We start from the raw sequence: 21,716 nt of genomic DNA on the forward strand, positions 1-21,716 counted from the left end.
TCTTTCTGTCAAGCTATAAACTGGTATCTATTTCTTGAAACGTTGAATCAGGTTATAAGCTTTGTATATACCTAATTCACCGGCTTTACTCAAATCGCTTAACCCTTTGGTGTCTTCGCCTATAAACAAATAAGTCAAGCCTCTGTTGAAATAAGCTTCAGCAAAATCCGGATCTATCTCTATACTTTTTGTGTAGTTGGCGATAGCATTCTGGAAATCTTTCTGTGTACATAATACATTCGCTCTATTAAAATAGGCAAAATCAAAATCAGGATTCAGTTCAATAGCTTTCTCATAATCACGCAAAATCATCTCTGTTTCAAACACAGATTGATTGTCTGAAGCTGTTTTCTTTTTTGAATTATCTACCGACGGATTGTTATTGAATTCCTGTATTTTATTAAATTCAAGTGATTTATTCCGTACATTAGCTCTGCAGAAATAGGCCAGCATAAAATCAGGTCTGAGTAACAACACCTTGTTTAAATCATCAAGAGCACTTTTATAGTCTTGAACTAGCGTAAACTCAAGTGAACGACTGAAATACAAATCAGCATTATTTGCATCCGAAGCTATCTTTTGCGATAACTGATTGATAATATTAAAATGCATATCAATCAGTTCGGCTGTCAGTACCAGTTCATTGTTAGTAATTTTCAGAATCGAGCTAAGCTTGTTTTTCTTATTATATGAATCAATTGCAGGATGATATAGGTTTGTATGGCGGGTTTCATCTGCTTTTGCATAATAGCTCAACACAAAACCTCGTTCGTTAACCACATCAGTGTATTTATCCTGAACAGCTCCACGCGTTTCGGTTGAATATTTTGATTCACTGTCTGTATTATCTGCATTATTATCAACAGCAAATCGATTAAACAGTTCGGTTTTACGGCTTGTAGAGCTTTTTTGTGAATTCTCGGCCAACTTATTCTTGGCTTGAATATTTTCCTTATTCTTTCTGTTTATATAATCTTTATTTTTTTCAATATTGCTTGCCAGTTGTCTGTATTGAAATGCTCCCTTTTGATTGCCTAGCGCAGCTTCAGCTTCAGCCACGCCCAGATATGCAGGAATAAAATAATTGTATCTGGAAATAATTGTTTTGTAATCCTTTATTGCATTTCTGTATTCGCCTATCGTCTGTTCCAGCATAGCCTTACGGAGTAAAGCTTCTGTATTTGCTGAATCGAGTTTGAGTACTGTATTCAAATCTGTCAGAGCATTATTATTGTCTCCCAGATTGGCTCTTAATAAACCACGATTATAATAGGCTAACGCATTACTTTTGTCTAGCTTAACCGCTGAATCATAATCTTTTAATGCCTGATTATAATTCTTCCTTTCGACATTAATAATTCCTCGGTTAATATAATCGCCTACATACGTAGAGTTTCGCTTTATTGCTTCAGAATAATCTTTCAATGCACCATCCAAATCATTCATTTGCATACGCAGAATGGCGCGTGAACTCCAGGCCAAACAATTTGCACTATCTTTTTGAATAAAAAGTTCAAATGTTTTGGCAGCTCCAAGTGTGTCTTTTTGTTCAAGTTGAATTCTTCCTTTTTCGTATAAAATAGAATGTGTTTTGGGACTTAATTTTTGGTATTCCTCCACATCTTTCATAGCACCATCATAATCCTTAATATTGACTCTGGCATCAAGCCGGTTCATTATTAGGTACAAACTGTTGGGACTGAACTCGAGAGCCTTAGAAAAATCGACTATAGCTTCCTTGTCGAAATTCATTTTTCTGCGAGCAAAACCTCGGGCATAATAAGCCTGAGGCAAAAAAGGATTAATTTCTATCGCTGTAGAACAATCTTTATCAGCTCCCTGATAATCTCCAAGTTGTATTTTTGCAATGGCTCTGTTTAAATATGGTTCGGCTAAATACGGCTTAATTTTTATCACCTGATTAAAGTACTGAATAGACAATACATAGTCTTCGAAATACAGAGCATTCTGGCCAATAGCCATGATACGATCAGTATTCCATTGTGCCATAGCCAAAAGCTGCGTCAAAAGACAGATTGTAATTAATAATACTTTTTTCAAGGTGAAATTTTTAAATGAATAATTTATTCAAATGCATTTGCCTCACATCCCGAGTTGGCATTGAATGAACTCGGAATGTCGAACTCTTCAGAAGCAGAGAATCCTAAATCTCTGTCTCCTAATACTTTTTTCATATAGATTGCCCATATAGGTAATGCCATACTAGCTCCCTGTCCCTGAGCAATGTTATCAAAGTGAATAGAGCGATCTTCGCCACCTACCCAAACACCCGATACTAGCGAAGGCGTATAACCCATAAACCAACCATCGGAGTTGTTTTGCGTAGTACCAGTTTTACCACCCATTGGCATATTTAAACCATATTTACTCCTTATTCTTTGACCAGTACCACCATCTACTACGGCACGCATCATATAAATCATTTTATATGCAGTGGTTTCACTGAATATTTCGTGCATTTGTGGGGTAAATTTACCAATCACATTTCCATTAGCATCCTCAATTCTTGTTACATACAGCGGTTCAACCCGTATTCCTTTATTGGGGAAAGCGGTGTAAGCATCAACCATTTCGCCAACAGATATTTCGCATGGTCCTAAACAGAGTGAAACAACAGGATCGATTGCCCCTTTAATACCAAATGAACGCATAAGTTTCACTAATGCCTCGGGTGAAAACTGACTCATCAAATAAGCTGAAATCCAGTTGTCTGAATTGGATAATCCCCAGCGCAACGAAACAATGTCTCCAATTCTTTTATTTTTAGTTGTAGTTTTAGGAGTCCAAGGAATACCATTTCCATCCTTAAGCGTTATGGGTTGCCATGTAGTCTTATCGCAAGGCCACATACCCTCTTCCATAGCAAGCGTATAAAGATATGGTTTAACAGTAGAACCTACCTGGCGACGACCACGATTGACCATATCGTATTGGAACTGAGAGAAGTCGGGACCACCGATATACGCTTTTACCTCACCCGTATGCGGATTCATGGACATCATTCCACAACGCAGGAAATACTTGTGATAGCGAATTGAATCCATGGGCGACATAATAGTGTCAATGCTTCCTCTGTAGGAATAAACCTGCATTTCTATTCTTTTATTGAAAGCATCTTTTATTTCAGATTCAGAGCTTCCGGCTGCTTTCATCCTGAAATATCTGTCGGACTGCTTCATAGAACGATTCATTGCATCTTCAATCTCCTGAGGTTTCATATTTCTCGAAAATGGCGCATAGCTTCGTCCTCTCTTTTCTGCAAAAAAAGTCTTTTGAAGCGAATGCATGTGCTCGTCTACCGCTTCTTCAGCATATCGTTGCATGCGGGAATCAATGGTAGTGTAAATTTTTAAACCATCGGTATAAATATTATACGGTGAACCATCAGCTTTTCTGTTTTTATTGCAGAATCCGTAAAGCGGGTTAGTTTCCCACTCTTTCATGTCCTCTTCATATTTGCCTTGCTGCCAGCTGGCGTAATCGCTTTTGTTTGGCTCTTTAGCAGTGAGCAGCATACGTAAATACTCTCTGAAATAAGCTGCCAGACCTAGTTTGTGATCAACTTTCTGATATTTAAGTGTGAGTGGAATTGATTTCAACGAATCATATTGTTCTCGGGTAATGAAATCAGCTTTTCTCATTTGGTTGAGAACAACATTTCTGCGGTCGCGGGTAATTTCATTTCGTCTTACGGGATTGTAATAAGAAGAATTCTTACACATACCTATCAAAGTGGCAGCTTCTTCAATCTTTAATTTTGAAGGGGTGGTACTAAAATATATTTGGGCGGCAGATTTTATACCTACAGCATTATTACCAAAGTCGTACTGGTTGAGATACATGGTTAAAATCTCTTCTTTGGTATATAGTCTTTCAAGTTTTATAGCTATTACCCATTCGTTGGGTTTTTGCAAAAAACGTTCTATTTTATTCTCAGCATGTCCTGAGTACAATAATTTTGCCAACTGCTGAGTTATAGTACTTCCTCCTCCGGAGCTCTTATGCTGAAACAGACCGGTAAGAATGGCAGCACGTGACAGTGCAACACCGTCAATACCCGAATGGTCATAGAAACGAACATCTTCCGTTGCCACTAACGCATTCACTACATTTTTGGATATTTCATTATAGCTTACTCCAACACGGTTTTGTTTGTTGGAAAAATAGCGTCCCAGTGATTGCATGTCAGAAGAGAAAATCTCTGTAGCATATTTGTTCTTCGGGTTTTGCAGCTCATCAATAGGAGGTAAGTATCCAATCCACCCGAGGTTTATGAATAAAAACATCAAACTTAAACAAAAAATACCAAATGCAAATAGCCCCCAAAATATCCGTTTAAACTTCTTACGAGGAGAGCCTTTCTGATTTATTTTTTCCATAATAACGTTGTAATATTAAAGCCACAAAAGTACATTTTTTTCTGTAATTTACACCTTTATTAGTTGTATTAAAATCTGATTAGAAATCATTATTCCCTGAGGGGTTAATGAGTATTTCCCGTCACTCTGAATCACAGAATTGTTTTCAATATAAATCCGAATATTATCCAGAAAATAACTTGCAAGATTTTGCCCAAATTCACTTGACAAGAAATCAAAATCCAATCCATCTGATGTTCGAAGTGACACCATCACATAGTCATTATACCTGTCGTATAAAGTCAGTTCTTCTTTTTCAAAGTAGGGAGTATTATTCTCTAAAGCAGCTATATAAGCTTTTATTGAGGCTACATTCCACTGACGGGAAACCAAATCATAAGAATGTGCTGAAGGGCCGATTCCCAGATACGAATTTTGTTTCCAGTAAGATGAATTATGCTTTGAGCGAAATCCATCGAGGGCAAAGTTAGATATTTCATAGGCTTCAAAACCTTTTTCTTTCATTTTCTTAACCAACAATAAATACATTTCATTCATTGTTTCGTCAATTATTGGTTTTACTAAGCCTTTCTCACGCTGTTTCCATAGAGCAGTTCCTTCTTCGTACGTTAACCCATAAGCCGAAACATGCTGAATATTAAGGCTTAGTGCAATATCTAGTTGTTTTTCCCAATCCTCAATACTTTGAAGTGGCAGTCCGTAGATCAAATCAATGCTGATATTGTCAAAACCTGCATTTTGAGCATTTTTAACTGCTTTTATTGCCTGATCTGCTGTATGTCTTCGGTTTATTCGCTTTAAATCATTATCATCGAATGATTGTATACCAATACTAATACGATTAAACGGTAAATATTTTATCGAATCAAAAAAATCCACGGTCAAATCATCGGGGTTTGCCTCGAATGTTATTTCGGCATTCTCCTCAACGGTGTAAACTGCGAAAATACCATCCAATATCTCGGAAAACTGCTCTCGCGACAAAATACTTGGTGTACCTCCGCCAAAATAAATCGTGCTTATCGTTTCATTTTTCAAATAATCTTTACGAATATTGATTTCTTTAACGAGATGTTTGACCAAATCAGGGATTAAATCTGGTGCAACTTCTGTATAGAAGTCGCAATAGGTACATCTTTTTGAACAAAATGGAATATGAATGTAAATGCCTGCCATTTTTAAGTTTTTATTTTTCAGTAATTTGCCTGATATCGGACAAATTTTCCGAAATTTTTATTACAAAAATACAACAAATAGTTTGCATAATCCGAAAAAGAGCGTACCTTTGCACTCGCAATTCGGAAATGGAATAGCAACGGGGTGTAGCGCAGTCCGGTTAGCGCACCTGCTTTGGGAGCAGGGGGTCGTGGGTTCGAATCCCGCTACCCCGACACACAAAAGGACTTATCGAATCTTTCGGTAAGTCCTTTTTGTATGTAATTGATATTTTTCAACGACAAATGTTTAAATTCTCAAAAAAAGGAGAATAAGAAACCTGTATAATAAAAAATAATCTATCTTTGAACTATAAATAAAACTCATTGAATTCTAACTTAACACGCACACCATTATGAAAACACAAGAAGACGACTTATTAGTTTACGATGAAGATGACGCCGTAAAATTTATTCTTAATTATATACCAGCTGAAGACAAAGCCAGAATCAATGATGAAAAAATTGAATATGTGTTGGATGTGGTATATGAATATTACGATGAGAATGGCCTGATTGACGAAGACTCTACAGAAGAGGCAAGTATCGATGAAGAAGAAATGTTCAAATACATTCAGAAATGTGCTAAGAAAGATAAGATGCAACTGAGTGAAGATGACATTCAGTTAATATTGGATGGAGAATATGAATATGGAAAATCGCTCGGTATATACACCGAAGAAAAGTAACAAAATGTAAAGGTTGCTTAGTATAGAAAAATCTGAAAACCAACAACGATAAATTAAAGAAAACACCGGGATTTGTAAAAACCACCTTGGTGTTTTCTTCAATTTATGGATAATATGTCAGTAATTTTTAACAAACTGGAACTGTATTTTTGTAGGAAAAAGCTCATATGTTCAATATCTTATATGCATTGGCGTGGATTATCACTCTGCTTCCTCTGAGAGTACTATACATTCTCTCAGACATAGGCTATCCTATTGTTTATTATCTAATTCGGTACAGAAGAGCTGTTGTTCGCCGTAATCTCGAAAAATCATTTCCAGACAAAACAAAAAAAGAACTCCGGAAAACTGAACGACGGTTCTATCGTTTTTTCTGTGATCTATTCATTGAAACCATCTACGAAATCAATATCAGTGAAGCCGAAATAAAGCGAAGATTTGCTTTTGTAAATATCGAAGGGCTACTAAAAGAACACGCTAAAGGAAAAGGAATACTAGTGATGACGGCTCATTACGGAAATTGGGAATGGGGCGTAAACTTCCCTTTGTTTGTTTCTGAAAAGATAAATGCATGTCAGATTTACAAAGAATTATCAAACAAGAAATTTGATAAGTTTATATACAATCTCAGGTCTAAGTTTGGAGGAATAAATGTAGAAAAGCGTAATTTACTCCGAACAATGATCAAACTTCAATCTGACGCTGATAAAGGTATTTACTTTATGATTTCAGATCAGACACCGGCTGCTCAAAAAATACATCATTGGACTCAATTCCTACATCAGGATACTCCTGCATTAACCGGTACGGAGCAACTAGCCAGAAAATTTGATTACGCTGTCTTTTATGCCGAAACAAAATGCATTAAAAGAGGTTACTATCAGTGTGAAATGATTCCTTTGGAAATGGAATCGGCTAAAACGGCTGAATTTGAAATAACCGAGAAATACATGAAAATGCTTCAAAAAACGATTGAAGCTAAACCTCAATATTGGCTTTGGTCTCACAAACGCTGGAAATACACCCGAAGCTAAACGAAAAACAACACAAAAACCCACAAGTAATTTTATGACTACGGCTATTGTCATTCTCAACTGGAATGGAGAAAAATATCTGCAGCAGTTTCTGCCTACACTCATTGAAAACACTCAACTTTCAGGAGCTGAAATCATTGTGGCTGATAATGCTTCGACAGACTCCTCTTTACTTGTGCTGAAGAATAAATTTCCTGAAATAAAAACGATAGTTTTGGATAAGAATTATGGTTTTGCCGAAGGATATAACAGAGCTTTAAGTCAAATAGATGCGGACTATTATGTGTTGCTAAATTCCGATGTTGAAGTTACACCGGGTTGGTTAGAACCAATGATATCGTATCTGAATGAACATACCGATGTAGTAGCCTGTCAGCCCAAGATTCGCTCATATTTTAATCGGGAATACTTTGAACATGCCGGTGCCGCAGGAGGTTTTATAGACAAGTTTGGATTTCCATTTTGCCGTGGCAGAGTTTTAGGAACTGCTGAAAAAGACAACGGTCAGCACGATACAATTACCGACATCTTTTGGGCAACCGGTGCATGTCTCGTAGTTCGATCAAAGATTTTTTGGAAAGTAGGAGGGTTGGATAATGATTTCTTTGCGCATATGGAAGAGATTGATCTTTGCTGGCGATTTAAGAGTAGGGGATATCGTCTGGTGTGTATTCCGGAAAGTGTGGTTTATCATGTCGGAGGTGGAACTTTAAATGTAGAAAGCCCTTTTAAAACCTATTTGAATTTCAGGAATAACCTCTTGATGCTTTATAAGAACTTACCCACAAAACTATTGGATGACACTATGTTCTGGAGAACAATATTTGATTATGTTGCTGCTGTTCAATTTTTTATTACTAGAAAACCAAAAAATGCCAGAAGCATTCTCAAAGCCCGATCTGACTTTAAACAAATGAAGCCTAATTTCGAAAGCAAACGAAAAGAAAATATATTATATTCAACTTCAGATAACTATACTGACATTTTACAAGAAAGTATTGTAATTGAATATTTCTTTAAAGGTCGGAAAACTTATAACTCCCTATTAAAATAAAATGCTTATACAGAATACAAAAAAAAACGAGCCTAACAGCTCGTTTTTTTTGTATTAATCTCTAAATATCAACCGCATTTTGAGTAACCACAACTGCTACATTTCAGGCATCCTTCCTGATATACCAGCGTTTTCTGTCCACATTCAGGACATGGTTGTTCTTTAATTTGAGTGCCATCCGGGATATATTTCTTCAAAGCACGTTCTACCCCGACTTTCCACGTATTAATAGATTCACTATCCAGTTGTAAACCTGAAACCAGTTTAATAACCTGATCAATAGGCATTCCGTAACGCAATACACCCGAGATGAGTTTAGCGTAATTCCAGAATTCTTTATCAAATTTATGAGATAAACCTTCAACTGTAGTTTTATATCCACGCTTATTCACAAATTGAAAGTCATACCGCTTGTTACCGTTTTCATCTACTGTTTTTATGATTTTTCCTTCCGTAACTGTTTTTGGAAGTAAAATACCTTCTTCATCATCTGCTAAACCGGTAAAAATTTCGTATGGACGACCATTGCTGGATAAACCTACAAAGGCAATCCACTTATCTTTAGCATTTTGGAAACGAACGATATCGCAATTAAGCTCTTTTGGTCTTACTACAAGGTCACCTTCGTAGCAGAAACAATTTTCTTTTCTTTCTTCCTTCTTTTCTTCTTTTTTCTCATCAACTGCAATAAGAACACCGGCACGAGACCCATCTCTATAAACAGTTACTCCTTTACAACCACAACGCCATGCTTCTTCATACAGTTTTCCTACCAGTTCTTCAGTTGCATCAGCGGGTAGATTAATAGTAACACTAATTGAGTGATCAACCCATTTCTGAATACGTCCCTGCATTTGAACTTTCTTGAGCCAATCTACATCATTAGCAGTTGCTTTATAATATGGTGACTTCGCTACAATTTCGTCAACCTCTTCTTTAGTATAGCGTTTGGTTGTGGAGTAATTGTTTGCCTCCATCCAGGTAACAAATTTATGATGAAATACAACATATTCTTCCCAAGAATCTCCGTTTTCATCAATAAAATCTACACGAACATTTTTATCGTTTGGATTTACTTTTCTTCTTCTGGTGTACACAGGCATAAATACAGGTTCTACTCCGGAAGTCGTTTGAGTCATTATACTGGTGGTGCCGGTAGGAGCAATCGTCAAACAAGCAATATTACGACGACCATACTTAGCCATATCTTCATAAAGTTGCGGATCAGCCTCACGTAAACGTTGAATGTAAGGATTGTTTTCTTCTCGTTTAGCATCATAAACAGAAAAAGCTCCACGTTCCTGCGCCATCGTTACCGACGATCTGTAAGCAGCTAATGCAACAGCTTTATGTACCTTCTCAGAAAAATCTGTTGCTTCTTCTGTTCCGTAACGGAAACCTAAAGCTGCCAGCATATCACCTTCCGCTGTTGTTCCAACGCCAGTTCTGCGCCCCTGAGATGTTTTTGTTTTAATTTTTTCCCAAAGCTGGAATTCAGTATTTTTTATTTCCTCATCTTCAGGATCTGACTCTATCTTGGCGATAATTTTATCAATTTTCTCCATTTCAAGGTCAATAATATCATCCATAATGCGTTGAGCCAACCCAACATGTTTATGGAATAACTCGAAATCGAACGATGCTTGCGGAGTAAATGGATTGTTAATGTACGAATACAAATTAATGGCCAATAAGCGACAACTATCGTAAGGACAAAGCGGGATCTCGCCACAAGGATTTGTAGATACTGTTCTATAGCCTAAATCGGCATAGCAGTCTGGAACAGATTCACGCGTAATAGTATCCCAAAACAAGATTCCGGGTTCAGCCGATTGCCACGCATTGTGTACAATTTTTTTCCAGATAGCGTTGGCATCTACATTTTTAGTAAACCAAGGATTTTCGGATGTTACAGGATATTGCTGTGTGTAAGTTTCGTTGTTTATGGCAGCCTTCATGAAGTCATCGTGCAGCTTCACAGATATGTTAGCTCCGGTTACTTTTCCTGATTCCATTTTAGCATCAATAAAAGTCTCTGAATCAGGGTGTTTTATTGAAACACTAAGCATAAGTGCACCACGTCGTCCATCTTGCGCAACTTCGCGCGTAGAATTTGAATAACGTTCCATAAACGGTACGATACCGGTAGAAGTCAGTGCCGAGTTCTTTACAGGCGAACCTTTAGGACGTATGTGAGAGAGGTCATGACCAACTCCACCACGACGCTTCATGAGTTGCACTTGTTCTTCGTCTATTTTTATGATAGCACCGTATGAGTCAGAATCTCCATCAAATCCAATAACGAAGCAATTGGATAGCGATGCTACCTGAAAATCATTTCCAATACCCGTCATTGGGCTACCTTGCGGTACAATATATTTAAAGTCACGAAATAATTCGAAAAGTTCATCTTCTGAAAGAGGATTTGGATATTTCTTTTCAATCCGGGCAATTTCTTTGGCCAATCGACGATGCATATCGTCAGGATTTAATTCATAAGTGTTACCGAATGAATCTTTGAGTGCATACTTAGTTGCCCATACTTTAGTAGCGAGGTCATCTCCTTTGAAATATTTGAGAGTTGACTCTTTTATTTCTTCTGCAGTGAATGTTTTTGTTTCCACGATAAAAGTTTTCTAAAAAGATTAGTATAAGTGTTTTGAGATCGTAATTTGTTCCGATGAAATCGGACTACAATGTTAGGCATTTATTTTTATAATTCCAATAATATATATCAATTTTTATTGAACAAAATAAAAAGTTTTCCAAAATATTTTGTATCATTCTGTATATAAAGACTATAAAAAATTCAAAACAACGAAATATTTCCAAAAATGAAATTTAATAAGTAAACCAGAAGAATTATTCGGAAAACAAATAAAACATTTGTAAATTCCAATACAGAAGTTATGATGAAATGAATAAAGGAGAGTTAGCAAGATATTTCACCATTTTCAACAGTGAAAATAGTTGCATCTTGCTCTAACTGAAGAAGAAGTAGATCCAGATGCTCCCGGTTGGTATCAGTAATAAATATTTGACCAAACGTATCGCCTGATACCAGCTCAATTATCTTTTTTACGCGAACAGAATCGAGCTTATCAAATATATCATCTAGCAACAAAAGAGGGGATAGATTGTGTGTTCGTTTTAAAAAATCAAACTGTGCTAGTTTTAATGATATAAGATATGTTTTGTTTTGTCCCTGTGAGCCAACTCGCTTAATTGGGTAATCTCCCAATAACATTTCAAGATCATCTTTATGAATTCCCTGAGTAGAATAACCAAGTATTCGATCACGATCGCGTGTGGCCAGCATTTTAGTTTTTATATCCCGATCATGATGTTGCGAGTGATATGAAAGACTTATCTGTTCGTTTCCAACGGATATATACGAATAATAATTTTGAAAAACAGGGATGAACTCATCAATAAACAGTTTGCGTTGCTCATATATATAATTACCAAAAGCAGCCATTTGCTCTTCCCAGATGTCAAGTAAAGAATCATCTACAGGTTTTTCCGATTTCAACAATGCATTTCGTTGTTTCAACGCATTGTTGTATTGAAGTAAATTATTCAGGTAGGTTTTATTGTATTGAGATATAACCCCATCAATGAATTTGCGACGCTCTTCACTGCCTCCCTGGATCAACTCCGAATCATCGGGTGAAACCAATACCAACGGCAACAATCCGATATGATCCGACAGACGTTCGTATTCTTTTTTATTGCGCTTGAATTGTTTTTTCTGACGCATCTTCATACCACAGTAAATATCTTCGGTTTGATCGCCCAAAGTATATTTCCCCTGAAGTAGACAAAATTCGGCACCATGCAAGATATTTTGAGAATCGATAGAGTTAGAATGACTTTTGCAAAACGATAAAAAATAAATTGCATCCAGAATATTGGTTTTTCCCATACCATTATTTCCGATAAAACAATTTATGTTAGGCGAAAAAACCAATTCAGCTTCGCGGATATTCTTGTAATTGAGTATGGATAGAGAATTGAGACGCATGAAGTGGTGGAGGTGTTTATTTTAATACAAATGTACGTAAAATATAATCATGTCCAATTCTTTTTTTTCGTTTCAAAACGTTAAACTAAGTGATTCAGGCAAAATAAGTTCGCTATGTTTATCATGATTGATTTTAATTATTGTAACTTTGCGTAGAACAGAAAAAATCACAAAAAACACTATTCAAACGACTAAATAACAGATATTTACAAGTCAATATTTTGCATTAATTCGCATAGTATATAACGACGAAGTTTAGACCTGCATAGTTTAGTTAGAAATAATTGTTTATCTACCAACATGATAAAATATTTCAGGCTTTCAATTTTTATTATTATCGTTTTCACATCTTGTAATCCGGAAAGAAAAACAAATACCACCAGCAACAAGCATATAATAAGTGAGGCGATTATAGTTGACTGCCACTACTCGCTGGAGGAGGCAATCTCGGGATCGAAAGCTCCGAAATCTGTTCTTAATCAACTGGAGTTAATTGATGTGCAATACTACTCAACCGATGGTAAAATCCATAGAGGGCAAGTACTCACAAATAAAAAAATATCTCCTGAAATAAAAGTAATATTTAGTTTTATCCTACAGAATAAATTTCCGGTAGCGCGAGTAATTCCGATAGTAAAATACAATTGGGATGATAACGCATCAATGCAGGCAAACAATACTTATAGTTTTTGTTACCGAAATGTAAGTTATTCTAAACATGCTCAAGGACTAGCTATTGATATTAATCCTTTCTTTAATCCTCAACGTTGGAAAAAGAGTCAGAAAAACCGTATTGACAGACCTATAGGAGCAAAGTACGATGCTAAGGTTCCCGGAACTTTTTATAGCAATCATCCAGTAGTTCAGCAATTTAAAAAACTAGGGTTTCGCTGGGGTCACACTTTTACAGCAAAGTATGACGACCACCATTTCGAGTTAAAATAATATTGTAAGAATATTTCGACATTTTCTTTCATATTGACATAATAATTTGTATTTTTGCGATAAATTAAAAAAATATATACAAATATAATATACAACTCACATTAGAATTAAAATTATGGCAAAGTTAACCAGAGAAGATGCTCTTCTCTATCACTCTCAGGGGAAGCCTGGGAAAATCGAGGTAGTTCCTACCAAACCCTACAGTTCTCAACGTGATTTATCATTGGCTTACTCTCCGGGAGTTGCTGAGCCATGTTTAGAAATTGAAAAAGATGAAAGTACAGCCTATGATTACACTTCAAAAGGTAATTTAGTAGCCGTTATTTCTAACGGTACAGCAGTACTAGGATTAGGAGATATAGGTGCGCTGGCCGGAAAACCGGTAATGGAAGGAAAAGGTTTATTGTTTAAAATTTTTGCAGGTATTGATGTTTTTGACATTGAGGTAAATGAAAAAGATCCTGAGAAATTTATTCAGGTAGTGAAAGCCATTGCACCGACTTTTGGAGGTATTAATCTTGAGGATATTAAGGCTCCAGAATGTTTTGAAATTGAAGAGCGCTTGAAAGCTGAGTTGGACATTCCGTTGATGCACGACGACCAACACGGTACGGCTATTATATCTGCCGCCGGGTTAATCAATGCTCTTGAATTGGTTGGAAAGAAAATAGAAGATGTAAAAATTGTGGTAAATGGTGCAGGAGCTGCCGCCAATTCATGTACTCAACTGTATATGATGCTTGGTGCTAAATTAGAGAACATCGTTATGGTGGATTCTAAAGGTGTTATTAACAAACAACGCACCGACTTAAATTCAAGAAAGAAACCATTTGCGACTGACAGAACTATCACAACACTGGCCGAAGCTGTAAAAGACTCTGACGTATTTTTGGGATTATCTATAGCCGGAGTTTTATCTATCGATATGGTTCGATCTATGAACGCTAATCCGATTGTATTTGCACTTGCTAACCCTAATCCTGAAATATCTTATGAAGATGCTTTATCTGCACGTAAAGACATTATTTTTGCTACCGGACGTTCTGATCATCCTAACCAAATCAATAACGTATTAGGATTCCCTTACATTTTCCGTGGAGCTTTGGATGTACGCGCCAAATGTATTAACGAGGAAATGAAAGTGGCAGCTGTTCGTGCTATTGCAGAATTGACAAAGAAACCGGTTCCTGATGTTGTAAATGCGGCTTATAATCTGAAACGTATTACATTTGGACGCGACTATATTATTCCAAAACCACTTGACCCACGCTTGTTGACCATTGTGGCTCCTGCTGTAGCTAAAGCTGCTATGGAATCAGGAGTAGCCCGCAAAGACATTACCGATTGGAACGCATATTGCGATAAACTTCGCGGATTGATGGGCAACGACAACAAGATGCTACGTCACTTCTACGAAACTGCGAAACAAAATCCCAAACGTGTTGTATTCTCCGAATCCAATCACCTAAATATGATTAAGGCAGCCGAATCGGCTTATGCTGAAGGTATCTGTTTCCCTATTTTGATCGGAAATGAAGAAAAAATAGCCAATATTGCTGCAGAAAATGACATTGACTTAACCGGAATTGAAATTATCAATCTTCGTCACGACAGAGAAGAAAAACGCAGGAATATATACGCTAAAAAACTTTCAGAGAAAAGAAGTCGCGAAGGTATGACTTTCGACGAAGCTTACGAGAAAATGTACGAAAGAAACTACTTTGGTATGATGATGGTGGAAACCGGAGAGGCCGATGCGCTGATTACCGGTGTGTATACTAAATATGCCGACTCAGTTCAGGCTGCTAAAGATGTAATTGGTTTACGTCCTGGTTTGAAACATATGGCTGCCATGCAAATCATGAATACCAAGAAAGGAACTTTCTTCCTGGCAGATACATTGTTTAATCGTCACCCATCGACTGAAGCATTGATTGATATTGCTAAACTGACACACGAAACCGTAAAATTCTTTGCACACGAACCAGTAATGGCAATGTTGTCTTATTCGAACTTTGGATCAGACAAGCAAGGAAGTCCGGCCAGTGTACATCAGGTAGTAGAAACTTTGCATACAGAGTATCCGGAAATGCTTGTTGATGGAGAAATGCAGGTAACTTTTGCTTTGAACAAAGAACTTCGCGACAAAAAGTTCCCATTCTCAAAATTAGCCGGTAAAAATGTAAATACATTGATTTTCCCTAACTTAAGCTCAGCCAACACTGCTTATAAAATGTTGATTGAAATGGGTCTGGCCGAATCAATCGGACCAATTCAAATGGGATTGAACAAACCGGTTCATATTTTGGATGTTGAAAGTTCAGTGCGTGACATCGTAAACATGACTGCCATTGCGGTACTTGATGCCATAGTTGAAGAAATCAAAGTAAACTCTGATACGAAAATCAATTTGTAATCAGCGTCCTCAATAAATAGAAAAAGGTCATTAACTCAATCGTTAATGACCTTTTTTATTTATTTTGCTTCAAGCTCTTATTTTACTACTATTGCTTCCAGATTTTTATTTCTTATCTGAATGTAAACCACAGAACCTGGTTTGCTGTAGGCAGCCTGAACATAACCCATTCCGATTCCTTTTTTGGTATCAGGCAGCATAGTTCCCGAAGTTACTACTCCTATAACATCTCCAGTTTCATTTACAATGCTATATTCATGACGGGGAATGCCACGTTCTTTTAATTCAAAACGTACCAACTTACGGCTTACGCCTTCGGCTTTTTGCTTTTCAAGCAACGAACGGTCAATAAAGTTTTTTCCGTCAGCAAACTTGGTAATCCAACCTAAGCCGGCTTCGATAGGCGATGTGGTATCATCAATATCATTTCCATACAAGCAAAAACCCTTTTCGAGGCGCAACGAATCACGCGCTCCCAAGCCGATTGGTTTAATTCCGAATTCGGCACCAGTAGCGAAAAGTGCATCCCAAATTTTATCCCCATGTTCAGGATAAAAATATAATTCGAAACCTCCCGCACCGGTATAACCTGTGTTAGAAAGAATAACGTTTTCGACACCTGCAAAATCACCAACTGCAAAGCCGTAATAAGGAATCTGCGAAAGATCAGTGCCGGTCAGCTTCTGCAACATTTCTGTTGCTTTAGGACCTTGCACAGCCAGCTGCGCCATCCAATCGGAAGCATTTTCAAGTTCTGCACCTTCGGTGTTATTCTCAACACACCAATTCCAGTCTTTTTCGATATTAGAGGCATTTACCACCAACAGGTATTTGTTTTCTTCGAAATGATAAACCAATAAGTCGTCAACGATACCCCCTTTACCATTAGGGAAGCAAGAATACTGCGCCTTACCGAGTGGCAACACGGAAACATCGTTTGAAGTTACTTTCTGGAGAAAAGCCAATGCATTAGGACCTTTTACCCAAAATTCACCCATGTGAGACACATCAAAGACTCCTACACCGTTACGAACCGTCATGTGTTCATCGGTTATTCCGCTGTATTCAATCGGCATATTATAACCTGCAAATTCGTGCATTTTTGCTCCCAGAGCAATGTGTTTGTTTGTAAATGGAGTTGTTTTCATAATCATGACCCCAAACCGCATAAAAAGGATTTGGTTAGTATTGTTGTTATTTAATTATTTATATTCATTTTAAGTCCCCTTCGGGGAATTTAGGGAGCTTTTATTTATTCGCCAGTATTTCTACTATTTTTACCACCACCTGCATGGCTTTTTCCATAGATTGAACGGGTACATATTCAAATCGTCCGTGGAAATTATGTCCGCCTGCAAAAATGTTGGGGCAGGGAAGACCCATGTATGATAATCGCGAGCCATCGGTTCCACCACGAATAGGTTTGACGTTGGGCTTAACGCCAACAGCTTCCATTGCTTCAAAAGCCAAATCGACCACGTGCATAACCGGCTCAATTTTTTCACGCATATTGAAATACTGATCTTTAATCTCGATGGTAGCAGTACCTTCACCAAACTCAGCATTAATCTTATTGACCAAATGTTGTATTTCTTTTTTTCGACGTTCGAACCTATCGCGATCATGGTCGCGAATAATATAACTCAGCGTTGTTTTTTCAACTGTTCCTTCAATGTTGGTTAGGTGATAAAAACCTTCGTAACCCTGCGTATGTTCCGGAGTTTCATGACGTGGAATCATACCAATAAATTGCTGAGCTATACGCATAGAATTTATCATTTTATGGTACGCATATCCCGGATGAACATTTGTTCCGGTAAAATAAACCTTAGCTCCGGCCGCATTGAAGTTCTCAAACTCCAGTTCGCCAATTTCACCGCCATCCATCGTGTATGCCCAGTCGGCATTAAATTTTGCCACATCAAAATGATCGGCACCCTGACCGATTTCTTCATCGGGGGTAAAGCCGACTCTGATTTTGCCGTGCTTAATTTCGGGATGTGCTATCAGGTATTCCATAGCCGTAACTATTTCGGCTAGTCCGGCTTTATCGTCGGCTCCAAGCAGGGTAGTACCGTCAGTCACCACAATGTCCTGCCCTTTATACTGAAGTATCTCGGGATATTTCTCAGTTTCAAAAACGATATTCTTTTCCTGATTCAAAACAATATCGCTTCCATCGTAATTACGAACCACTCTTGCCTTTACATGACGCCCGCTCATATCCGGACTAGTATCCATGTGTGCAATAAAGCCGATAGTAGGTATATCTTTGTCGGTATTAGCCGGTAAAGTAGCTGTTACATAACCGTTTTTATCCAGATCAACATCCTTCAATCCAATAGAAGTAAGTTCTTCTACCAAATGTTTTGCAAAAATCATTTGTCCAGGTGTACTGGGGGTCATATTGGTATTTTCGTCGGAAGTAGTAGTAAAACCAACGTATTTCAAAAAACGATCGGTAATATTCATCATGATATTCATTTTTAAATTTCGACGCAAAAATACTCAAAAAATGGTATACAAATTCAGTTTTGAGACGTTTTTTATTGACAGAATGTTTATGGCGGGTAGGGGTAGGTTGCGACCTGTCTTGGTGGTAATTAAGACAACCGGTTTTTTGATACGACAAATCGCTAGAAGCAGTTATTCGCTCTCTAAACAAAAACTCCCGCAAATGAACCAAATCAGAGCATAATGCTTGCCTGTATTTGTGTCATTTGCGGGAGTTATTATTCACCAACTTATTTTCTTAATTAAGCCGTAGGAGGAGTACTCTTGCTTTCGTCCTTGCCTTTGCTACGACGAGCGTTGATGGTATTTTTATAATAATCTATCTGATAGTTCACCTTGTCGATAAACGAACTGTATAGATCTTCGCCATTGAGCAGAACCAAGGCATTGATAACACTGACAATGTTTTTGTAGTCTCCATCGGTGGCAACTCGTGCTGCCCGTACATCGCCACTGATGCGCGATGCTACTTCGGCAGTGCGTGTACCAAAGTTGGCAATAAATGAATTATTGGCATCAACCAGTTTATTCAACTTATCGGTAGCCGAGCATAAGGCTACATCAGATGCATAATTGTTTCTCATCTGGTTAGTCAAACTGGCTAAGGTTTCGCTTTCTTTGTTGTATGGTTCCCGACGCATATCGCCAATCTGATCGACGATGCGGATAATACGTTCGGCAGCAGCCTGAATGGCAGGATCGTAATCGATAAGACCCGACCGAATTTGCAATACAAACGACCGATAAAGTTGATCCCGAAGCAAATCTGCTTTGCCTATCCCTATGGTGTGCTGGCTGCCTTGCTCCACCTCGATAGAAGCCAGTTCGGTAGTCACATCAGCCACATAGGACGGAAAGAACTTCATTATTCCCAGTCTGTTTGGATCTTGAGCCGATATTTCATCTCTTATTACCGAATGAAACTGACCATGTTCGTTGTTTTGGAAATCAGAGAAATCCACTGTTTTAATTTTCTTCATAGATTCATTTATTTTTAATTTACAATTAGGGTTAGCAGGATAGTTACGAGTTACGAGTTACGAATTACAAGTCAGTTGGCGTATTCACGCAGTGCAGAAAGGCGGGAACACATCCGGCGTGCCGGAAGTAACGTTGCAAAACTGCGGCAAGGTTTCAGGCGTGCCGTATGTCTTGTCGCAAAACTGCGGGACTCTTTCGGGGACACCGGAAGCACTGTTGTAAAACTGCAGCAGGGTTTAAGGTGTGCCGGACACTCTATTACAAAACTACTGCAAGCTTTCAGGCGTGCCGGAAGTGTTCCTGCAGTTTTGCAGCACCAAAAAAGGCATTGTTTATCTACCCAAAAGCCTCTCCGAAATGCTCAAAACATTGATAAAACCTGTAAAAATAGCTTTCTCCAAAACTATTTAATGCGTTGTATATAAGTTCACTTAGCCTCTAAAGTTAACTATGCAAATATATAAGTTTAAATATATGCATGTATGCTTATTATAGTTTATTTTTATTAATTAAAATCCATTAACAGGTATCGCTTTATTGATGGTAGAGACATGCGGCGAACTGTCCAAAAAATGAATAGGATAATAAATTGTTTAGTTTGGGGAAATGGGAGGGATGGAGTCTTGCGAAACAGCGGGCAAAGAGGGAATAATTTGGGTCTCGCGATTTCTAATCGCGGAAATTGAAATATAAACATGCGCGATTGAAATTATTCCCTTTGGTCATGACCGCTGGTTCGCGTGACCCGGTTGTGGAGTTTCTTCAATGTTTATTTACCCGCCCCAAACCCCGTTCGACTGAGCTCACGCCGAAGCCTAAAGGGGCTTAAAGTTACTTTTGACTCCTAAAATGTGGTACGCACAACCAGTATAAATCTCGCATACCACTCTTTAAGTCCCCTTCAGGGGATTTAGGGGCGGAAAAATACAGTTTGTCTGAGAGATTCACTGGATAGCTATTTCAACATTTCAACCACCCCAAACCCCTAAAGGGGCTTGAAGTTACTTTCGACTCCTAAATACGGTATACACAAACGAGTATAAACCCCGCAAACCACTCTTTAAGTCCCCTTTAGGGGAACCAACGGTCAGCGACCAACGGGAGATAATTAGGGGCGGATAATTGGCTAACTTATTTACTCAAATACTCTTTGATCTCTTCAACAACTTTGTCTATATCATTCAGGACTTCTTCATTTGTAAAGCGAATAACGGTAATACCAAACCGTTCTAATTCTGCCGTCCGGCCTTCATCATATTCTTTTTGCGATAAATGTATTTCACCATCAACTTCAACCACCAGTTTATATTTATGACAATAAAAATCGACAATGAAAATGTCTATCGGATGCTGTGCTTTAAACCGAACGCCTAACTGACTTTTATTCAATCGCTCCCAAAGGACATTTTCAGCCGCTGTCATGTCTTTAAGCAATTCACAGGCATTTTGAAATATAGCCCGCTTTGCACCAAAAAACATATCTGGTAAATCTGTACGTTGCATAGTATATTCTCTTTGGTTTTTCAATCATTCCTAACCGCCCCAAACCCCTAAAGGGGCTTTAAGTTACTTTCGACTCCTAAAATGTGGTACGCACAACCAGTATAAATCTCGCATACCACTCTTTAAGTCCCCTTCAGGGGAACCAACGGTCAGCGACCAACGGGAGATAATTAGGGGCAGATGAAGCTATTTATTAGTTTCATTGCTTATTTCTTAGGAATTGCTTGTTTCTCGATAGACTGTATGATTTGATTAAGCTGCTTATTCTCAATTTTGGTATCAGTACATGTTGTAAAAAGAGTTGAAACTAAGGAAAGAACTAAGGCAGCCAACGAAGCGTATAATGCTCCACGCGAATAGTTGGTTTGCTTTTTAGCTTCATTCAATTGTATCTCAAATTTGCGCTGTTCTGGTGTTTTGAAATCTTTGAGAACTAAATCTATAAGAAGGTAAGAAGGATGAATTAATTTTTTTGAACGTTCTTCAATCTCTTTACCTATATCTGTGTGAATCATTAGATATTCATTAACATGTACTCCGTCACTACTAAGTATATTTTTGGTGATATAGTAATCACCATGTTTTACAAATTTGCTAGCACAAATAAAATTAGAATTTGTCCCTTTTTTTAAATGAGAATAAATGTACCTGCTCTCTTCTAGATATTTCAATAAGAAAATAATATCAAGTACTTTTGCATATGATTTATCGTTTTCAACTCCATAAAATTTTACAAACGTATAGGTATTATCCCACTCGATGGCAGCAATGTTTACTTTTTCCATCTCATCAATAATAATATTTACTGAAGAGGCAATTTGCCCTTTGTTAGAATCCGAAACAATTCGTTTGATAATATCTTTTTCAAACTCGCTAAAATCTCTCATAAATAACAATATATTTAAAATTTAGAAACATTAATTCAATCATACTTTTGCAATC

The 21,716-nt window shown here is 37.6% G+C and carries 15 protein-coding genes and 1 tRNA gene; 6 read left to right on the forward strand and 10 right to left on the reverse strand.

What is annotated here, in order from left to right; genetic code table 11:
* Positions 1-27 precede the first annotated feature (27 nt).
* The 3 genes from PALPR_RS02965 to hemW are packed head-to-tail and all read right to left on the reverse strand — an operon-like array spanning position 28 to position 5,576.
* The gene (locus PALPR_RS02965; RefSeq protein ID WP_013444129.1) at positions 28-2,061 is read right to left on the reverse strand and encodes a tetratricopeptide repeat protein; all 2,034 of its coding nucleotides are present in this window, start codon (positions 2,059-2,061) and stop codon (positions 28-30) included.
* A gap of 23 nt (positions 2,062-2,084) precedes the next feature.
* Entirely contained in the window at positions 2,085-4,400 is a 2,316-nt protein-coding gene (locus PALPR_RS02970) for a transglycosylase domain-containing protein (RefSeq protein WP_013444130.1), read from the reverse strand.
* 48 nt (positions 4,401-4,448) lie between these two features.
* Complete coding sequence (gene hemW / locus PALPR_RS02975; protein WP_013444131.1) at positions 4,449-5,576, reverse strand: radical SAM family heme chaperone HemW; 1,128 nt, start codon at positions 5,574-5,576, stop codon at positions 4,449-4,451.
* Between the two features lie 140 nt (positions 5,577-5,716).
* On the opposite strand from hemW, the gene PALPR_RS02980 reads away from it, so the two are divergent.
* The 4 genes from PALPR_RS02980 (at position 5,717) to PALPR_RS02995 (ending at position 8,391) form a co-directional block, all read left to right on the forward strand.
* A tRNA-Pro gene (locus PALPR_RS02980) sits at positions 5,717-5,791 on the forward strand.
* Positions 5,792-5,970: 179 nt separating this feature from the next.
* Positions 5,971-6,303, forward strand: a complete 333-nt coding sequence (locus PALPR_RS02985; protein ID WP_013444132.1) for a hypothetical protein — start codon at positions 5,971-5,973, stop codon at positions 6,301-6,303.
* 167 nt (positions 6,304-6,470) lie between these two features.
* Positions 6,471-7,337, forward strand: coding sequence for a lysophospholipid acyltransferase family protein (locus tag PALPR_RS02990; RefSeq protein WP_013444133.1), 867 nt, complete (start codon positions 6,471-6,473; stop codon positions 7,335-7,337).
* A gap of 34 nt (positions 7,338-7,371) precedes the next feature.
* A complete protein-coding gene (locus PALPR_RS02995; RefSeq protein WP_013444134.1) occupies positions 7,372-8,391 on the forward strand; it encodes a glycosyltransferase family 2 protein in 1,020 nt (339 codons plus the stop codon).
* A 68-nt stretch (positions 8,392-8,459) separates the two neighbouring features.
* Here PALPR_RS02995 and PALPR_RS03000 read toward each other — a convergent pair whose 3' ends face one another.
* Both PALPR_RS03000 and recF read right to left on the reverse strand, forming a co-directional pair.
* Positions 8,460-11,015, reverse strand: a complete 2,556-nt coding sequence (locus tag PALPR_RS03000; protein ID WP_013444135.1) for an adenosylcobalamin-dependent ribonucleoside-diphosphate reductase — start codon at positions 11,013-11,015, stop codon at positions 8,460-8,462.
* A gap of 308 nt (positions 11,016-11,323) precedes the next feature.
* Positions 11,324-12,415, reverse strand: a complete 1,092-nt coding sequence (recF, locus tag PALPR_RS03005) for a DNA replication/repair protein RecF (protein ID WP_013444136.1) — start codon at positions 12,413-12,415, stop codon at positions 11,324-11,326.
* A gap of 300 nt (positions 12,416-12,715) precedes the next feature.
* Here recF and PALPR_RS03010 point away from each other — a divergent pair, with 300 nt between their 5' ends.
* Both PALPR_RS03010 and PALPR_RS03015 read left to right on the forward strand, forming a co-directional pair.
* On the forward strand, positions 12,716-13,360 hold the full coding sequence (locus tag PALPR_RS03010; protein ID WP_013444137.1) for a M15 family metallopeptidase: 645 nt from the start codon (positions 12,716-12,718) through the stop codon (positions 13,358-13,360).
* Positions 13,361-13,475: 115 nt separating this feature from the next.
* Positions 13,476-15,776: an NADP-dependent malic enzyme gene (locus PALPR_RS03015; RefSeq protein ID WP_013444138.1), complete on the forward strand. Its 2,301-nt coding sequence runs from the start codon at positions 13,476-13,478 to the stop codon at positions 15,774-15,776.
* Positions 15,777-15,853: 77 nt separating this feature from the next.
* Here PALPR_RS03015 and gcvT read toward each other — a convergent pair whose 3' ends face one another.
* The 5 genes from gcvT to PALPR_RS03045 all read right to left on the reverse strand — a co-directional run bounded on the left by gcvT (position 15,854) and on the right by PALPR_RS03045 (position 21,661).
* On the reverse strand, positions 15,854-16,924 hold the full coding sequence (gene gcvT, locus PALPR_RS03020; RefSeq protein WP_013444139.1) for a glycine cleavage system aminomethyltransferase GcvT: 1,071 nt from the start codon (positions 16,922-16,924) through the stop codon (positions 15,854-15,856).
* Between the two features lie 100 nt (positions 16,925-17,024).
* Complete coding sequence (gene pepT / locus PALPR_RS03025; protein ID WP_013444140.1) at positions 17,025-18,248, reverse strand: peptidase T; 1,224 nt, start codon at positions 18,246-18,248, stop codon at positions 17,025-17,027.
* 284 nt (positions 18,249-18,532) lie between these two features.
* Positions 18,533-19,270: a DUF6261 family protein gene (locus tag PALPR_RS03035; RefSeq protein ID WP_013444141.1), complete on the reverse strand. Its 738-nt coding sequence runs from the start codon at positions 19,268-19,270 to the stop codon at positions 18,533-18,535.
* A gap of 1,132 nt (positions 19,271-20,402) precedes the next feature.
* Positions 20,403-20,774 (reverse strand): endonuclease domain-containing protein, encoded by a 372-nt coding sequence (locus PALPR_RS03040; RefSeq protein WP_013444142.1) that lies wholly within the window; start codon positions 20,772-20,774, stop codon positions 20,403-20,405.
* A 206-nt stretch (positions 20,775-20,980) separates the two neighbouring features.
* Positions 20,981-21,661: a hypothetical protein gene (locus tag PALPR_RS03045; RefSeq protein ID WP_013444143.1), complete on the reverse strand. Its 681-nt coding sequence runs from the start codon at positions 21,659-21,661 to the stop codon at positions 20,981-20,983.
* Positions 21,662-21,716: the final 55 nt, after the last annotated feature.

The sequence above is a fragment of the Paludibacter propionicigenes WB4 genome, assembly GCF_000183135.1.
In the GTDB taxonomy this organism is placed as follows: Bacteria; Bacteroidota; Bacteroidia; order Bacteroidales; family Paludibacteraceae; genus Paludibacter; species Paludibacter propionicigenes.

Bases quoted from the DNA above. Each gene is read 5' to 3' on its own strand.
- PALPR_RS02970 (WP_013444130.1), bottom strand. From the start codon at position 4,400: ATGGAAAAAATAAATCAGAAAGGCTCTCCTCGTAAGAAGTTTAAACGG.
- hemW (WP_013444131.1), bottom strand. From the start codon at position 5,576: ATGGCAGGCATTTACATTCATATTCCATTTTGTTCAAAAAGATGTACC.
- PALPR_RS02985 (WP_013444132.1), top strand. From the start codon at position 5,971: ATGAAAACACAAGAAGACGACTTATTAGTTTACGATGAAGATGACGCC.
- PALPR_RS02990 (WP_013444133.1), top strand. From the start codon at position 6,471: ATGTTCAATATCTTATATGCATTGGCGTGGATTATCACTCTGCTTCCT.
- PALPR_RS02995 (WP_013444134.1), top strand. From the start codon at position 7,372: ATGACTACGGCTATTGTCATTCTCAACTGGAATGGAGAAAAATATCTG.
- recF (WP_013444136.1), bottom strand. From the start codon at position 12,415: ATGCGTCTCAATTCTCTATCCATACTCAATTACAAGAATATCCGCGAA.
- PALPR_RS03010 (WP_013444137.1), top strand. From the start codon at position 12,716: ATGATAAAATATTTCAGGCTTTCAATTTTTATTATTATCGTTTTCACA.
- PALPR_RS03015 (WP_013444138.1), top strand. From the start codon at position 13,476: ATGGCAAAGTTAACCAGAGAAGATGCTCTTCTCTATCACTCTCAGGGG.
- gcvT (WP_013444139.1), bottom strand. From the start codon at position 16,924: ATGAAAACAACTCCATTTACAAACAAACACATTGCTCTGGGAGCAAAA.
- pepT (WP_013444140.1), bottom strand. From the start codon at position 18,248: ATGAATATTACCGATCGTTTTTTGAAATACGTTGGTTTTACTACTACT.
- PALPR_RS03035 (WP_013444141.1), bottom strand. From the start codon at position 19,270: ATGAAGAAAATTAAAACAGTGGATTTCTCTGATTTCCAAAACAACGAA.
- PALPR_RS03040 (WP_013444142.1), bottom strand. From the start codon at position 20,774: ATGCAACGTACAGATTTACCAGATATGTTTTTTGGTGCAAAGCGGGCT.
- PALPR_RS03045 (WP_013444143.1), bottom strand. From the start codon at position 21,661: ATGAGAGATTTTAGCGAGTTTGAAAAAGATATTATCAAACGAATTGTT.